The sequence below is a fragment of the uncultured Anaerovibrio sp. genome (assembly GCF_947302755.1).
In the GTDB taxonomy this organism is placed as follows: domain Bacteria; phylum Bacillota; class Negativicutes; order Selenomonadales; family Selenomonadaceae; genus Anaerovibrio.
The window spans coordinates 1-16,578 of the sequence record NZ_CAMYWM010000049.1 but is presented as its reverse complement, the minus strand read 5'-3'; the positions used below and the strand labels follow the sequence as shown (position 1 = coordinate 16,578).

The window sequence follows — 16,578 nt, the reverse complement described above, 5'->3', positions numbered from 1 at the left end:
ACACCGGCTTCGATAGTACGCTTTATGAGCTGCAATACTGCCGGATTAAAATGATCGTACAGCTTGCTTATCTGTGGATTTACCCGGTCCACGGCCAGTGTATACTGGACCAGATCATTGGTACCGATGCTGAAGAAATCCACATACTTGGCCAAAACAGGAGTCATAACAGCAGCCGCCGGGGTTTCCACCATGATGCCCACCTGAACATCCTTGGCGTATTCCTTGCCTTCAGCCTCCAGCTCTGCCATGGCTTTATCCACTGCGTGGCGGACAGCCTTTATCTCATCCACGTTAATGACCATTGGGCACATAATGGCCGCCTTACCAAAGCACCCGGCCCGCAAAATCCCCTTCAGCTGCGGCATAAACAAATCAGGTCGCTCCAAGCTGATACGAATGGCACGATACCCAAGGAAGGGATTATCCTCGTGAGGAATATTTAAATAAGCCAGCGGCTTGTCGCCGCCAATATCCATGGTACGGATAACGCAGGTCTCCCCCTGGCAGGCCACAATGGCCTTTTTATAGGCCTCAAACTGTAAATCCTCATCCGGAATATTCTCCCGACCCATGAAAAGGAATTCACTTCTGAAAAGCCCCACACCTTGATTTCCGAACTTGGCCGCAGTCTCGGCATCCTCCGGCAGGCCAATGTTGGCAGCCAGCTGTATCCTGGCTCCATCAGTGGTTTCAGCCGGTAAATCCCTCAGAGCAGCAAGGCGCTTCTGCTCTTCCTGCTGGGCCCTGATTTTCTCCTCATAGGCTGCCAGCTCCTCCTCAGAGGGATTTACCAGCACAAGACCCTCATTGCCGTCCAGCAGCACCTTGGCCCCCTCCGGTATATCCTCCACCTTGTTTTCCAGCCCAACTACAGTGGTAATGGCCCTTGATTTGGCGATGATTACAGCGTGACAGGTGGTACTGCCCTGTCCCATAATAACCCCGGCAATTTTATCATCGGGAATATTGGCAATGGCTGATGGCTCCACCTCAAAGCCGCAGAGCACCACCGGCTCCTCCCCTATTTCCGGTTCCTTGACCCTCAACAAATAACGGGCGATGCGCCGACCAATATCCTTCACATCTGCCGATCGCTCCCGCATGTACTCATCCTCCATGGCGGCCAGCATTTCCGCGCATTCCTCGGCGGCAGCCAGCACAGCCTGTGGGGCATGAGCCATTTCCCTGGTTTTATCGTTCATACCATCAGTCAGCATAGGGTCCATCAACAAAAAGGAATGGGCCTCCATGATTTCAGCCTGTTCATCCTGACCGGCAGCCCGCATAGACTCTACACTTTCATCAATAGCTGCCGATATAACATCAATGGCATTTTCCAGCTTGGCCAGTTCCTCCTCGACACTTCCCGGAGTGTAGGAAGCCATATATCCATCAAGGGACTGACCAACCTTCATAATTTTTCCCACAGCTATTCCCGGGATAGCAATGTTCCCCTGGAGTTGGTCTGACATAAATAAATCCTCCCCCTCATCGAATCAATATTTACTCACAGCTCTTCCGGAAAACCGAAGCCATTGGCGAACAGGTCGGTAACAGCCTTGGCCACCTCTGCCTCATCCGGCCCCTCTATAGTAACAGTTACCTCAGCATCCTGCTTGGCTCCCAATGCCATAACGGCCATCATGCTTTTAATATTGGCACTTTTACCATTAAATTTAATTGTGACCTCCGACCCAATACCCTTGTTAAACTTCACCAATTCCTTGGCTGGACGGGCATGGAGCCCTGGCTTATTTAACACCTTTAGATTTAATTCCTGCATAAAAATCCCTCTTTCCTACTATGATTATTTAAAATGTTATGATAAAATTATACTTGTGGTATAAGGCTGTATATTCTACATACAAGGAAAATATCCTGCATGGCACAGCTATTTTTTAATGGCTCTATCCTTATTTTAAAGGATTTTCCTGTGGTTTGTCGAATATATTTTTGTTGTGAACACTTAGTGAGCACAAGCCTGCGGCGCAGTGGGAGCTTAGTGTTCGTGTAAGGGCGTAGTGTGAAACACCCTTTCCCACGAAGTTTACTGCAGCATTATTACCCTATGCAAAACCTACAGAATTTATAGCGCTATTATTCATTTTTCATTTAATGTAATTAGAGGAAAAACCTCCGATTAGCGTTTAAACGGAGGGTGGGAGATATGCCCGCCACCAATTGTGGTTTGCTTTTTCCTCATTCCAGAATGAGGGATACATCTTAAAACTCATTATAGTGGTGATTTTATTTTGATATTTTTTTTAACGACGGCTATCGTCATGACTGTGGCAATATTGGCAGTCTACAAGATAGCCCGCAGTCTGGAGTTGGCCCTGAGCCTGCCTGCCCTGGTATGCTGCGGTGTATGTGCACTGCTGATTAATTTTCTGTCCATTCCCGTGGCTCCATATCTCACGGAGTTTCGTTTTGTAGTACTGGGCGTAATGGTTCTTGGCGCAGCTATATTAATTACCGGTATAAACCATTTTGTTCTCCATGAACGACGGCTTCAGCAGCAAGCCACAGCAGCATCGGTTACCCCGGAAGCGGATTCGGTAGAGGTAAGTGCCCTGCTGGATATAAAGGCTGTGGTAAATGCGCTGGTTACCCGGCTAAAGGGAGTAATGAGCCGCAGAAGGGCGGCCCAGGATGATTCTGCATCGGAGGATAGTCCTTTATTGGAGGCCGAGGGCACTGCCCAAGAGGAGCTGGTTCCTGAGGGCAGTTCCGATACACCGTCCCATGAAGCGGCTGAGTCTATGCCTGTTCAGAATACTGAAGCGGAGGGGGAGCAGAAAGCTGAACCGGTGCCGGAAGATAAAACTGAACATGAGTCTGTCAGTGCTTTACCTGAGGAATTGCCGGAGGAAACCGCTGTTATGGCCGAGGCTGAGCCTGAAATAATACCAGCCCAAGAGATTGAAGCTGAGGCTGAGATAAGCATAGCCCTGGAGGCTGAAGAGGAAGCCCAGGCAGAAGCTGAGCCTGAGGCGGAAATAGTCCCTGAGGCGGTTGAAGAGGCTGAACTTGAGACTGAGGCAATTATTCATGAGATTGAAGAGGAAGCCGAAGCCGAAACCGAGCCTGAGGCGGTTGAAGAGGCTGAACCTGAGACTGAGGCAATTACTCCTGAGATTGAAGAGGAAGCCGAAGCCGAAACCGAGCCTGAGGCGGAAATAGTCCCTGAGGCGGTTGAAGAGGCTGAACCTGATACTGAGGCAATTACACCTGAGATTGAAGAGGAAGCCGAAACCGAAACTGAGCCTGAGGCGGAAATGGCCCCTGAGACGGTTGAAGAGACTGAGCCTGAGACTGAGGCAATTATTCCTGAGATTGAAGAGGAAGCCGAAACCGAGCCTGAGGCGGAAATGGCCCCTGAAACGGTTGAAGAGGCCGAGCCTGAGACTGAGGCAGTTATTCCTGAGATTGAAGAGGAAGCCGAAACCGAGCCTGAGGCAGAAATGGCCCCTGAGACGGTTGAAGAGACTGAGCCTGAGACTGAGGCAATTACTCCTGATATTGAAGAAGAGGCCGAAGCTGAGCCTGAGGCGGAAATGGCCCCTGAGACGGTAGAAGAAGCCAAGCCTGAGACTGAGGCAGTTATTCCTGAAATTGAAGAGGAAGCCGAAACCGAGGCTGAACCTCATGATGAAAATACCTTGAAGCTGCCTGAGGCTGATGCTGTAGTTGATGAACACCTTGCTGCTTCCCAGACCTTAGATGATGTACTGGATTATGCCTTTGAATTGAAGGGCAGCTCCAATTGGACCGGTGCTTTACAGGCTTATAATTACGCCCTGAAGCAATATCGGGAGGATGCCTATGCGCCATTCCTTGTGCTGGAGCTGGTCAACATCCACAAGGATCATGGACATTACGATGATGCTCTTCAGTGCTTCTATGAAGCTTTAGATATACCAGCAGTTGCCAACAGTCCTGACATGCTGGCGGAGTTTGAGGATAGTATGATTTATCTGGAGGCTACTCAGGAGGTGCTTAAGGAAAACAATCAGCCTAATATCCCATTCTTCGATATTTCAAAGGACTATATGTCAAAAATCGAGGCTCTCTACAACGATAGAAAGTCTCGTTCAAATTGATAATTTTTAGGGAGGATTTTCCATGAAAAAGAGTGTAGAAATTATTAGTTTGCCGGTAATCAGCATTTCAGAGGGCCGCGAACTGGGCATGAGCAAGGGCTTGCTGATAAATGCCAAGGAGGGTGAAATTGCAGCAATCATCATCGAGGATGAAGACTGGTATAGAGGCGTTAAGCTCCTGCCATATTCTTCCGTTGTGGCTATCGGTGAGGATGCGGTAACCGTTATAAACAGTGATACCATTCTCACCCTGGAGAATGCCGGTGATTATGAGACCATGATGGACGATAATGTCAAGGTTATCGGCACAAAGGCCATCACCAAATCCGGTACCATTCAGGGTAAGGTAGTTGAAATCTATATTGGCGAGAAGGGTAAAATTGAAAAGTGCGAAATCGAAGCGGACGACGGCAGTCTCTCCGAGATTACCTCCGATCAGATTTCCATTTTTGGTAAGCAGGTAACCATCATCGATTCCGGTATGGAAAAAAAAACTGAAGAATTAACCGAAGCTCCTGTTGACAGTGCTGAAAATACCTCTGCAACGGTAGAAAGCCCAGCTGCAGAGCATGTAGAGGAGCCAGCAGAAGAAGTTATTGAAGAGAAAATACCAGAGGCCTCTGATACACCAGAGGTTTCTCCAGAGGAAGCCGAAGCTGAAATGGCTAAGGAAGAGGCTGAACAGGTACCTGAGATAGAGACCGGTGCCGAGGAGGCAGCCCAGATGGAGGAGCCAGCTCCTGCACCGGAACCGGAACCGGAACCAGAGCCTGAGCCTGAGCCTGAGCCGGTGCCAGAGCCTGAACCGATTGCTGCCCCAGATCCTGTACATCAGGCTGCCAACAATACGACCATTGACCGGCAGCGTAAGTTTATCCTGGGCAAAACAGCCCGCCGTACCCTCACCTCCCCTACTGGCGTTGTTATCGTCAATGAGGGTGAGCCTATAACTGAGGAGGTTATTCAGAGGGCACAGCTTTCCAATATGTTCGTTCCTCTTACACTGAACGTTCAGTAAATAAACCATGAAGCTAAAGAGCATTGGCCAGGCCAATGCTCTTTTTTTATTTTATAGACAGAAAAAAATTCCATTGCCTGTATTTTTCTTTGTTAAAGAAGGAAAAATCTGCACAATTGGGTTATAATATTCCCATATTGAAGAAAAGAGGGGTTTCTATGAATCAGGATTATTCAATCAACACCAAATGCGTTCAGGCCGGGTATACCCCGGGAAATGGAGAACCAAGACAAATACCCATTATCCAGTCCACTACCTTCAAATACGACACCAGTGAGGATATGGGCAAGCTCTTTGACCTGGAGGCCAGCGGCTATTTTTATTCCCGACTGCAAAATCCGACCTGTGACACCGTTGCGGCCAAGATTTGCAGCCTGGAGGGAGGCAGTGCCGCTATGCTCACCTCCTCCGGCCAGGCCGCCAATTTCTTTGCCCTGTTTAATATCTGTGAAGCAGGTGACCACATTGTGGCCTCCTCCTCCATTTACGGCGGTACCTTTAACCTGATAGCGGTAACCATGGCCAAGATGGGTATCAAAGCCACCTTTGTTTCCCCGGATGCCTCAGAGGAGGAGCTGTCTGCAGCCTTTAAGGAAAATACCAGGGCCATGTTCGGCGAAACCATTGCCAATCCGGCCCTTACGGTTTTGGATATTGAAAAATTTGCCCGGGTGGCTCATGCACACGGGGTACCATTAATTGTAGATAATACCTTTCCCACCCCGGTAAATTGCCGTCCAATAGAATGGGGAGCCGACATCGTAACCCATTCCACCACCAAATATATGGATGGCCATGGGGCAGCTGTTGGCGGAGCCATTGTAGATTCCGGAAAATTTGACTGGATGGCCCACAAGGATAAATTCCCGGGCCTGACTTCACCGGATGAGTCCTATCACGGTATCGTATACGCAGAAAAATTTGGTCAGGAGGGGGCATTTATCACTAAAGCCGTAGTCCAGCTGATGCGGGATTTAGGCTGCGTCCAGTCACCCCAAAGTGCCTTTATGTTAAATCTTGGTCTTGAATCCCTCCACGTCCGCATGGCCCGCCATGTGGAAAACGGCCAGGCTGTAGCGGAATTCCTGGAAAAACAGCCACAGGTAGTGTCCGTAAATTATCCTGGTCTTAAGAGCAGCAAATATTACAGCCTTGCCCAAAAGTATCTACCCAATGGTGGCTGCGGCGTAGTTTCCTTTGAATTAAAGGGAGGCCGTAAGGCAGCCGAGTCCTTTATGAAGCACTTGAAGCTGGCCGCCATTGAAACCCATGTGGCCGATGCCCGGACCTGCTGTCTTAACCCGGCCACCTCCACCCATCGTCAATTGACGGAGGAGCAGCTAATGGAAGCCGGCATTCCGGCAGGTATGGTGCGAATGTCCTGCGGTCTGGAGGACAAAAATGACCTTATCGATGATCTGAAGCAAGCTTTAGATTCTATTTAAACGCAAGATGAGGCGTTAACTGTAGCAAGAACCCATCACTAAAATTTTTTCTTCTCCTCATATAGTAGGAAAAATTACAACTCGCTTCGCTCATACAAGTAATTTTTCCTACTAAAGCATAGGTAAGATAAGAAAAAATTTCTTCACGCTCTGGGTTCAACTGCTCCAGTCAATCGCCTCACTTTATTTTAACCATAACAAAAGCTAGGGTATGCAGCACATATACGTACTGCATATCCTAGCTTTTTTGATCTAAATTCTTTTTTTAAATTAAGCTCTTCTTTGCATAGTCCGATGACTCCAGATTAAGATTTACCCGTTCGCCCCGCTTCTCCCGAACCGTTACCCGTTCTTCATAGTCAAAGCATTCAGCCGCCACATCCCTGCTGAGCCACAAAAGACATATCAGGTTTGGAATGGCCATCAGCCCGTTGGCGGTATCGGAAAAATCCCATACCATATCCAAGGCCTGGGTGGCACCGATATAGGTTACAAAGGCATAGACTGTCCTGTACATTACAATAAGGTCATGGTTATCCCACAGATACTCCAGGGCCTTTTCGCCATAATATTCCCAGCCCAGAATAGTGGAAAAGGCAAAGAGGGCCAGGGAACAGGAAATAATCACCCGGGCATGTTCACCAAATACGGTGGAAAAGGCCAAAATAGTAAGATGAGCCCCTGATACCACCTTCCCTGTGGCCGGGTCAATGGTTCCCAAGGCCCCTGAGGAGGCAATTACCAAGCCGGTAAGAACACAGATTATCATGGTATCAAAGAAGGTACCGGTCATATTTACATAGCCCTGGCGGGAGGGATGATCCGTACGGGCTGCCGCAGCGGCAATTGGTGCCGAACCAAGGCCGGCCTCGTTGGAAAATACCCCTCTGGCCACGCCCCAACGCATGGCCTCCATCATGGATGCCACCACAGTGCCACCTACACCACCGGCCATTGCCCCAGGCGAGAAGGCCATCGCAAATATTTCTTCAATGCCTGCCGGAAGATTAGCCCCATTGGCCACTATAACCACCACTGCCACAATCATATAAAAGGCCGCCATTACCGGCACCACTATACTGGATACAGCACCAATGGAATGTACGCCCTTTAACAGTACCAGCATAGTGAGGATGACCAAAATGGCCCCCACAAAGGCCGGATCCACATTAAAGCTGGAATTAAAGGCCGCGGCAATGGAATTGGCCTGGGTCATATTGCCAATACCAAAGGAGGCACAAACGGAAAAAAAGGCAAATAAAGCCGCCATGGCTTTACCACAAAAGCCGCCAATACCATTCTTCATGGCATACATCGGACCACCGGCCATTTCACCCCGATTATTTGTTTCCCGGTATTTGACGGCCAGCACCGATTCCGCATACTTGGTGGAAAGGCCGAAGGCGGCAGATATCCACATCCAGACCAAAGCACCTGGTCCACCCAGCACCATGGCTGTTGCCACCCCCACAATATTACCGGTTCCCACCGTTGCCGAAAGAGCTATCATCAAGGATTGAAAAGGAGTAACATCTCCCTCTGAGGAATCCTTCTTGTACAAAATCATCTTAATGGCATAGGGTAAATTGGTCCAAGGCTTAAATTTTAATCTTATGGTAAGAAAAATACCCGTTCCTACCAACAGGGCCAGCATAATGGGCCCCCATACAAAATCGTTGACTTGCTTTATTATGAGTCCACAATCCATATCTTTCCCTCCTTGAAAAAGGACAAAAAAATACCGCAACGCCAGCCTTACCTGACGTCACGAGCTTCATTGCCCAAGCTTCACAAAATATATAGTCAGAATTATAGTACTAAACCTTATTTTTGTAAAGTCTAAGTCTTAATACAATCTATTTTCCGAATAAATTTAATAATATTCTGCTGCCAGTTTTCTAATAGTCAGCATATCCCTATTTGTGTCAAAAATTTGTATGCGACTAACGGACTATATTATTTTGTATTGAATTTATCTTGTATTGTTTCAAATTGTCTGATAATTTTTCCAAAAGAAAAAGGCGGATCTTCAATCCACCTTTGCTTAGGTCTGTGACGTACGCCGTAATCTCCTATCGTAAAACGACGAGGCCACTTTTCCTGACCTTGTGTATACATTATACGGCGCAAATATGGCCCTGTCAAGTAATAAAAATAAAAAATTTTTAAACATATATGACCTTTTATCACTCTTAATTCCACTTATTTATTATTGTTCAATACGAAAGAATCCATTAGCTGTCCATCGGGCAAATAGCATTTTAGGATAAATTCCCTATTGGAAAACTGAATTGTCAGATAATTGTCGCTTTCCGGCTGGGGAAGCATTACCTTGTCAAAGCGTTTGGTCCGCGGAACACTGTACCGGCAATTGCCTGCTACTCCCGTATCAATATATACCGGCCCATGATCAGCCGGGGAAAAATTATAAATATGGCCATGACGCCGATAGGTATGCTGATGGGCCGTAAACACCACATCTATCCCTAATTCATCAAATACCGGCATAAACCGTTTTCCCACCTCATCAATATCAGCCAGGGGCTCTTCGCTGCCCAGATTGTCATAATTGATTATATCCTTATGCATCAGCACCACCTGCCATGGCTTAGCAGAGGCCGCCACCTCCTGACGGAACCAGGCCAGCTGCTCCTCCATCATACCCGGCCTAATGGGGTCTATTTCCTCAAATTGAGTGTTCAGCACTATAAAATGCACGGGACCATAATCAAAGGAATAATAATACCGCTGAAAGGAGGTGCTGTGGTTGTCCGGCACAGCAAAAAGGTTTAAAAAGGCATGGGGCAGGCGACATTTCCAATTAAGGTCATAGGTTTCGTGGTTGCCCATAACCGGCACAAACAGCCTTGATGGCATATAGGAGCTGATGGCATTAAACCACTGCCGCCACTGGTAGGCCGCCTCACCGTTGTCCACCAAATCCCCCATATTCACAAAGAGGTTAATATGGGGGTGTCGGTTAAAGGCTTCCGTAGCCACCTGTCGCCAGGTTTCATAGCCGTCTGAGCACTGGGAGTCAGGAAAAATCAATGCCTCCATGGCTTCTCCGTCATCGGTATACAGGGAATACCAGGGGGTTGTGGTGCCATCCTGAACTATCTGGTAGGTATATTGGGAAGCAGGCTGTAAATTGTTAATGAACACCTTGTTTATATAGACGGCCTCCCCATCATCCTGAAACCAGCCGCCCCCACCTGCATAGCTGCGCACCTGGCCGGCCTTATCCCGCACATTTACCATCAGGCTGTTATGGGCATAGTGGGAATGCCACATAATCACTCGGGTGGAGCGGCTGTCCCCGGTTATAATTTGCCGGGGCAAAAAAATATCACTTCCGGCCACTGCCGCGCTGGTTTTGGTGAATTTGCCCATTATAGCGGAAAAAAGCCCTGTGAAAAACATTTTGATAAATGATCGTCTATCAACTGCTGCAGCCATACTATTCTCTCCTGTATCAGCAAGCTATTTCAGCTCACTTAAATGATTGATTATCTGCACCGACGGATAGGAGGCAAATTCCTCCCGAAGGGTATTACCGGTAAGCACCGCCCCAAAGTCCACTCCGGCATTTTGGGCCGCCCCGGCATCAAATAAGCTGTCCCCAACGTATATAACCTCCTCCGGCTTTGCCCCGGTACGCTGCAGGGCCATATTAATACCCTGGGGATCCGGCTTGCTGGCGGTGGTATCCTCACTGCCGATGATGAAATCTATGAGATGGGCATACCCATCCTGCACAAATTTATCCTCAATCCGATGGCGGGTTTTAGTGGAAATAATGGCCACGTGGCAGCCAGCCGCCCTCAGCCTCTCCAGGGTTGGGATGGTATCCGGGAAAAAATGGGTATTGGGGGTCATTAATTCATTTGCATTTTTCTTATAGGCCATGAGAAAGCTCTGTTTTTCCCCGGGCTCCGTAAGGCCCGTAACCTGGGTGATGGCCTCCATCATAGGCATACCGATGGTAAGCTTAATGTCATCCCAGGGCTTAGGCGGAATATTAAATTCCTCCATGGTCTTTATAAAGCAACCCACAATGCCCTTTTCGGAATTGACCAAAGTATAGTCGAAATCAAAAAAATAATACTTATATTTCATTTACATTATCCCTCTTATATCTATTATTGAGTTATAATAATTATAACGCCATTGGGCAAATTTTTCTTCTTGAAGATGAAAAAAGATAACATAGTGAGGTAATGTAAAAATGACAGAAAGTATTGTAAACAGATTGACCAAGCACCTGCGTCTTTTCTATCGGGATAATCCATACGTGGAGCTATTGGGAATTCGGGTGGATAATGTGGAGGAGGGGGATGTACTGCTGGAAATGGCCGTAAAGCGGGATCACACCAACTTCTACGAAATGTCCCACGGAGGGGCCTTAATGAGCCTGGCGGATACGGCAATGGGTGCCGCCTGCCTGTCCTATAATAAGAAGGTGGTGACCCTGTCCTTCAACATGAGCTTTATAAAGGGTGTACCCTTAGGCGAAAAGCTTATTGCCACCGGCCACGTGGTACACAACGGCTCCCGCACCATGATGTGCGAATGCGAGCTGAAGAATGAGGATGGAAAGCTGTTCTGCAAGGCCAGCGGCAGCTTCTTTGTTATTGGAAAATTATTGGCAGAAAGTAAATAATAACACAGTTACTTCTATAACAATCAATAAACAAAAGGCGAGGGCAGTTGCTAATAGCGAAAAGAAACGAGAGCAATGTCTATAGCAATAGAAACCGGAACGTAAAAAAACTTTTTCTTGTATTACCTATATATTAGTGGAAAAAATTACTTGTTTGAGCGACGCGAAGCTAGTCCTGTAAGGGCGAAGCGAGTTGTAATTTTTTCCACTATATGAGTACAAGAAAAAGTTTTAGTGACGGGTTCGTGCTATAGACATGTTCTCGTTATTCTATTGCACTAGGCAATCATCATCGCCTTATTTTTAATTATTGTATTCCCTCAGCCTCTTTGAACGCCTCCTCCAGCGTATGCCAAGAAAGCACCGCACATTTTACCCGGGCCGGCATATTGGAGATATTCTTCAGGGCGAAGGCCTCATCCAGCTCCTCCTCCTCATCCTCCGTCAGCTCCTCCCGTTTAATCATGCGCAAAAAGAGGTTGGCCAGATGCCGGGCCTTGGCCACGGATTCACCCTTTATGAGATCAATCATAATGGAGGTGGAGGCCTGGGAAATAGCGCAACCTATTCCCACAAAGGAGGCATCCTTTATATAACCATCCTCCACCTGCAGCTCCAGGGTTATTTCGTCACCACAGCTGGGGTTTCTGCCCTTTAAAGACATATTAGGACATTCCAAATGATGTTTATGCTCCGTGGAGCGACTATGCTCCGAAATCAGCTCTGTATAAATATTGTCAAGCTCCAAGGCCCAACACTCCTCTCACCTTTGATAACGCTTCAATAAATTTATCCACATCCTCCCTGCTGTTGTAAAAATAAAAGCTGGCCCGGCAGGTGGCATTTTGCTTCAAATATATCATCAGGGGCTGGGCACAGTGATGACCGGCCCGTATAGCTACTCCATGGGCATCCATAATGGTGGACACATCATGGGGATGAACCTCCTTAACATTGAAGGTAATAATTCCCGTCTTATTGTCCCTGGTGCTGTCACAGCCATACAATTCAATATAATCCAGGGTCTTCATGCGGCTGATGGCGTATTCCGTCAGCTCCTTTTCCTGCTTTTCTATATACTCGAAGCCCACCCGATTAAGGTAATCAATGGCAGCAGAAAGACCAGCTGCCCCACCCACATTCTGGGTCCCCGCCTCAAATTTGGCAGGCAGGGGAGCATAATCCGTATGCTGCTCCTCCACGTAATCTATCATGTCCCCTCCCATCAGGAAAGGCGGCATATCATTCAGCAGCGCCTCTTTGCCATAGAGGACTCCTATTCCCATAGGAGAAAGCATTTTGTGACCGGAAAAGACGAAGAAATCCGCATCCATATCCTGGACGTCCACCGCCATGTGCGGCACGCTCTGGGAGCCGTCCACCACCACTACAGCCCCTACACTATGGGCCTTGGCAACGATGTCCTTTATCGGATTTACCAGCCCCAAAACATTTGATACCTGGGCTACAGCCACCACCTTAGTTTTTTTGGTAATCTTTTCCTCAATATCCCTTTTGGAAAGGTTATGATCCGCCTCAAGATAAATATATTTTAGAATAGCTCCCTTCATTTGGCACACATACTGCCATGGAACCAGATTGCTGTGATGCTCGGAAATGGCAATAAGCACCTCATCTCCTGCCCCCACATGGGAAAGACCATAGCTGTAAGCCACTAAATTAAGGGACTCTGTGGCATTTTTGGTAAAAATAATCTCATGGGAGTATTTGGCATTAATGAATTTTTGAGTCTTGCTGCGGGCATTTTCATAAATGTCCGTGGCCTTAATGCTCAGCTCATAGGCCCCCCGGTGGGGATTGGCATTAAAGCTGTCATAATACTCTGTAATAGCCTTGATTACCTCCCGGGGCTTCTGGGTGGTGGCCCCATTATCAAGATATACCAGGGGATTACTGCCCATTGGCTTACCTAATAAAGGAAAGTCCGCTTTAAAATTTACGGTATTATTCATTTTCAAGACGCTCCTTTATATAATTATCAATTTCTTCCCGCAGCTGCTCATTATCGATTAATTCCAGCACCGGATTGAAGGCCGCCTCCAGCACCAGCTTGCGGGCCTCTGCCGGACTTAGGCCACGGCTCATGAGATAGTGGAGCTTATCCTCATTAATCTTGCCGGAGGATACGGCATGGTTACCCACCACATCATCCTCCCCGGAAAGCATAATTGGTACTGAACGGTTCCGTACCCCAGAGGAGAGCACCACCACATTTTCCTTTTCATAGCCCTTGGCCTCCTTGGAGCCCTGCTTAAAATCCAAGGTCCCCCTAAAAATCTTTTGGCTCTCCCCCATAAGGCCGCCATAAACCTCCAAATTGCCCACGGTTTTACGGCCCTGGAATTCCAGCACATAATTCATATCCAGACTGCGGTCTCCGTCACCAAAATAAAGCAGGGACACATCTGCCTGGGATTTATCACCCTTGAGAATAATGTTAACCTTGGAGGCAAAGGCCTTTGCCCCCGTTTCCACCGCCACCAGCTGCAGCTTGGCCTTTTTCTCAAGGACAATATTTATCTCATTCACATGATCACAGTCCTGTGGCATCAGCTGCAGCTGAGTCAGCTTCAGTGATGCATTTTCACCAATATTAATATTTACAATACCGTAAAATTCCTTACGATATTCCACAATCATTTTTTCCTGATGATCAGCCTCAATATCTATATCCAGCTTTTGGGATTCCACCAGCAGGTCCCTATCCACAACGACTTCATTGACACCCAGCCAGTTCCAGGTCCGCATAGGAATCTCACTAAAAATTTCTTTATCCATTCCAAACGCCTCCCTTAACCCATGGTGCCTTCCAGCTCAATATTTACCAGATTGTTCATTTCCACCGCATATTCCAGGGGAAGCTCCTTGGCAATCGGCTCCACAAAGCCCCGTACAATCATGGAACGGGCCTCCTCCTCACTGATTCCCCGGCTCATAAGGTAGAATATGGCCTCATCGCTGATGCGGCCAATGGTGGCCTCATGGCCGATATCCGCCTCATCCCCCTCAATATCCATAGTTGGCAGGGTATCGGAACGGGAAATATCATCCAGCATCAGGGACTCGCAATTTACGGAGCATTTGGCATAGGGGGCATTCTTCGTTACTTTTACGGCACTGCGATAGGTGGCCTTACCACCGGCCTTGGATATGGTCCGGGTGCTAATATTGGCCGAGGTATGTGGTGCACAATGTATTACACTGGCTCCGGTATCCAGATTTTGCCCCTTGGAGGCAAAGGTAACCCCGGTAAATTCGCACTTGGCATTTTCCCCCTTCAGCACGCTGCAGGGATACAGCATGGATACATGGGAGCCAAAGGAGCCGGACACCCATTCAATAACCCCGTCCTTTTCCACCACAGCCCGCTTGGTGTTCAAATTCATCATATTTCTTGACCAGTTTTCAATGGTGGAATAGCGCAGTCGGGCTCCCTCATTGACAAACAGCTCCACACAGCCCGCATGGAGGTTGGTCACATTATACTTGGGGGCACTGCAGCCCTCGATAAAATGCAGACTGGCGTTCTTTTCCACAATAATCAGGGTATGCTCAAACTGACCGGCTCCGGCCGCATTCAGCCGAAAATAGGATTGCAGGGGAATATCCACATGAACCCCCTCCGGCACATACACAAAGGAGCCTCCGGACCATACGGCACCATGAAGGGCAGCAAATTTGTGGTCCTTAGGGAGTACCAGCTTCATAAAATGGGCCCGCACAATATCCTCATAATCCCCCAGGGCCGTTTCCATATCGGTATAGATGACCCCCTGCTTTACCAGGTCCTCCTGAATACTGTGATAGACCACCTCCGAATCGTACTGGGCCCCCACACCGGCCAGGGAGGTTTGCTCCGCCTCCGGAATACCCAGCCGATCAAAGGTATCCTTAATATCCTCCGGCACCTCATCCCAGCTGCCGGTCATTTTGGCATCCGGCTGTACATAGGTAACGATGTCATCCATGTTCAGCTCTGAAAGATCCGGGCCCCAATTGGGCAGGGGCAGCTGATTGTACACCTCCAGAGATTTTAAACGAAACTCCAGCATCCACTGAGGATCCTTTTTTCTGGCGGAAATATCCCGGATAATGTCCTCGGTCAGACCGGACTGGGATTTATACTTTGATTTATCAACGTTTTTTATATCGTAGAGGGTACGTTCAATATCCTCTATGTAAGTCTTGTCCTGTGCCATACCTTACTCAGCCCCCTGCAAAAAACCAAAGCCATCCTTATCAATCTTTTCCACCAGCTCAGGGCCGCCCTCAGCCACGATTTTCCCCTGCATCAGCACGTGAACCCGATCAACATTTAATTGCTGTAAAATACGAGTATTGTGGGTAATAATCAAGCAAGCATTGTCTTCGGTGTGAAATTTTTTTACACCGTTTGATACGATTTGAATGGCGTCCACATCCAGGCCGGAATCCGTTTCATCCAACAGGGCCAGCTTGGGCTGGAGCATCAGCATCTGCAAAATCTCCGTCCGCTTCTTTTCCCCACCGGAGAAGCCCACATTCATATACCGCTGGGCATAGGCCGGATCCATCTGCAGCTCCTGCATAGCCGCCTTTAATTCCTTGCGGAACCTTAATATTTTAATATTTTCCCCGGTAATGGCCTGCTTGGCGGTACGAAGCATATTTTCCACGGTAATTCCCGGAATTTCCTCCGGGGTTTGGAAGGACAGAAAAATTCCCTTCCGGGCCCGTTCATAGGTTTTGAGTTCCCTTAAATCCTCCCCCAAAAATTCCATGGTACCCTCGGTAATCTGGTATTTGGGGTGCCCCATAATGGCATTCATCAGGGTTGATTTTCCGGAGCCATTGGGCCCCAGTACCACGTGAATTTCCCCAGGCTTCACCTCCAGATTAATTCCCTTGAGGATTTCCTTGGTGGCTCCCTCGGCATCACCGTCTGCCACACAGACCTGCAGGTTCTTAATATTCAACAATTTTTCCATAATATATCTCTCCCATAATACGCGAAACAGGCGGTCACACCATCCGCTTTTATTCCGACCATTTTACTCGGTTTTTATTTACGCTCTAATGATAAGGGGTTTTTTATGGGTTGTCAATAATTCTGACTAAAATTGTAAGAATAAATTTTATGTAAAATAAACCCCGTGCAAAATGGTATTCTGCACTACGCCCTTACAACGAACACTAAGCTCCCACTGCGCCGTAGGCTTGTGCTCACTAAGTGTTCATAATAAAAACTCCCGTCTTCCATTGGAAAACGGGAATTGTGTATCATCTAATATCAATTATAACGCCATTGTTCAAATTTTTCTTCTTTAGAAGAAAAATCTTCCAATT

At 47.8% G+C, this 16,578-nt stretch carries 14 protein-coding genes; 4 read left to right on the top strand and 10 right to left on the bottom strand.

From position 1 onward, the window contains the following. The coding region (gene ptsP, locus Q0Y54_RS06460) for a phosphoenolpyruvate--protein phosphotransferase (RefSeq protein WP_297965466.1) at positions 1-1,475 on the bottom strand (1,475 nt) is incomplete at its 3' end. A 35-nt stretch (positions 1,476-1,510) separates the two neighbouring features. Continuing rightward, complete coding sequence (locus Q0Y54_RS06455; RefSeq protein WP_297965464.1) at positions 1,511-1,786, bottom strand: HPr family phosphocarrier protein; 276 nt, start codon at positions 1,784-1,786, stop codon at positions 1,511-1,513. Between the two features lie 469 nt (positions 1,787-2,255). Here Q0Y54_RS06455 and Q0Y54_RS06450 point away from each other — a divergent pair, with 469 nt between their 5' ends. The 3 genes from Q0Y54_RS06450 to Q0Y54_RS06440 all read left to right on the top strand — a co-directional run bounded on the left by Q0Y54_RS06450 (position 2,256) and on the right by Q0Y54_RS06440 (position 6,569). Continuing rightward, positions 2,256-4,106 (top strand): hypothetical protein, encoded by a 1,851-nt coding sequence (locus tag Q0Y54_RS06450; RefSeq protein ID WP_297965462.1) that lies wholly within the window; start codon positions 2,256-2,258, stop codon positions 4,104-4,106. A gap of 22 nt (positions 4,107-4,128) precedes the next feature. Next, positions 4,129-5,124: a PRC-barrel domain-containing protein gene (locus tag Q0Y54_RS06445; protein WP_297965460.1), complete on the top strand. Its 996-nt coding sequence runs from the start codon at positions 4,129-4,131 to the stop codon at positions 5,122-5,124. 158 nt (positions 5,125-5,282) lie between these two features. Further along, the gene (locus tag Q0Y54_RS06440; RefSeq protein WP_297965458.1) at positions 5,283-6,569 is read left to right on the top strand and encodes an O-acetylhomoserine aminocarboxypropyltransferase/cysteine synthase family protein; all 1,287 of its coding nucleotides are present in this window, start codon (positions 5,283-5,285) and stop codon (positions 6,567-6,569) included. 265 nt (positions 6,570-6,834) lie between these two features. Here the strand turns inward: Q0Y54_RS06440 and Q0Y54_RS06435 are convergent, their stop codons facing one another. The 3 genes from Q0Y54_RS06435 to Q0Y54_RS06425 all read right to left on the bottom strand — a co-directional run bounded on the left by Q0Y54_RS06435 (position 6,835) and on the right by Q0Y54_RS06425 (position 10,688). Then, positions 6,835-8,277, bottom strand: a complete 1,443-nt coding sequence (locus Q0Y54_RS06435) for a sodium:alanine symporter family protein (RefSeq protein WP_297965456.1) — start codon at positions 8,275-8,277, stop codon at positions 6,835-6,837. A 494-nt stretch (positions 8,278-8,771) separates the two neighbouring features. Further along, a complete protein-coding gene (locus Q0Y54_RS06430) occupies positions 8,772-10,028 on the bottom strand; it encodes a metallophosphoesterase family protein (protein ID WP_297965454.1) in 1,257 nt (418 codons plus the stop codon). 24 nt (positions 10,029-10,052) lie between these two features. Next, a complete protein-coding gene (locus tag Q0Y54_RS06425) occupies positions 10,053-10,688 on the bottom strand; it encodes an HAD family hydrolase (RefSeq protein ID WP_297965452.1) in 636 nt (211 codons plus the stop codon). 109 nt (positions 10,689-10,797) lie between these two features. Here Q0Y54_RS06425 and Q0Y54_RS06420 point away from each other — a divergent pair, with 109 nt between their 5' ends. Further along, positions 10,798-11,232 (top strand): PaaI family thioesterase, encoded by a 435-nt coding sequence (locus Q0Y54_RS06420; RefSeq protein ID WP_297965450.1) that lies wholly within the window; start codon positions 10,798-10,800, stop codon positions 11,230-11,232. A gap of 307 nt (positions 11,233-11,539) precedes the next feature. Here the strand turns inward: Q0Y54_RS06420 and sufU are convergent, their stop codons facing one another. The 5 genes from sufU to sufC are packed head-to-tail and all read right to left on the bottom strand — an operon-like array spanning position 11,540 to position 16,220. Then, positions 11,540-11,980, bottom strand: coding sequence for a Fe-S cluster assembly sulfur transfer protein SufU (gene sufU, locus Q0Y54_RS06415; RefSeq protein ID WP_297965448.1), 441 nt, complete (start codon positions 11,978-11,980; stop codon positions 11,540-11,542). Further along, on the bottom strand, positions 11,970-13,205 hold the full coding sequence (locus Q0Y54_RS06410) for a cysteine desulfurase (protein WP_297965446.1): 1,236 nt from the start codon (positions 13,203-13,205) through the stop codon (positions 11,970-11,972). The genes sufU and Q0Y54_RS06410 overlap by 11 nt, the downstream gene beginning before the upstream one ends. Further along, positions 13,198-14,031, bottom strand: coding sequence for a SufD family Fe-S cluster assembly protein (locus tag Q0Y54_RS06405; protein ID WP_297965443.1), 834 nt, complete (start codon positions 14,029-14,031; stop codon positions 13,198-13,200). Before Q0Y54_RS06405 ends, Q0Y54_RS06410 begins: the two co-directional genes overlap by 8 nt. 14 nt (positions 14,032-14,045) lie before the next feature. Next, positions 14,046-15,452, bottom strand: coding sequence for a Fe-S cluster assembly protein SufB (gene sufB / locus Q0Y54_RS06400; RefSeq protein WP_297965441.1), 1,407 nt, complete (start codon positions 15,450-15,452; stop codon positions 14,046-14,048). A gap of 3 nt (positions 15,453-15,455) precedes the next feature. Next, a complete protein-coding gene (gene sufC, locus Q0Y54_RS06395) occupies positions 15,456-16,220 on the bottom strand; it encodes a Fe-S cluster assembly ATPase SufC (RefSeq protein WP_297965439.1) in 765 nt (254 codons plus the stop codon). Positions 16,221-16,578 lie beyond the last annotated feature (358 nt).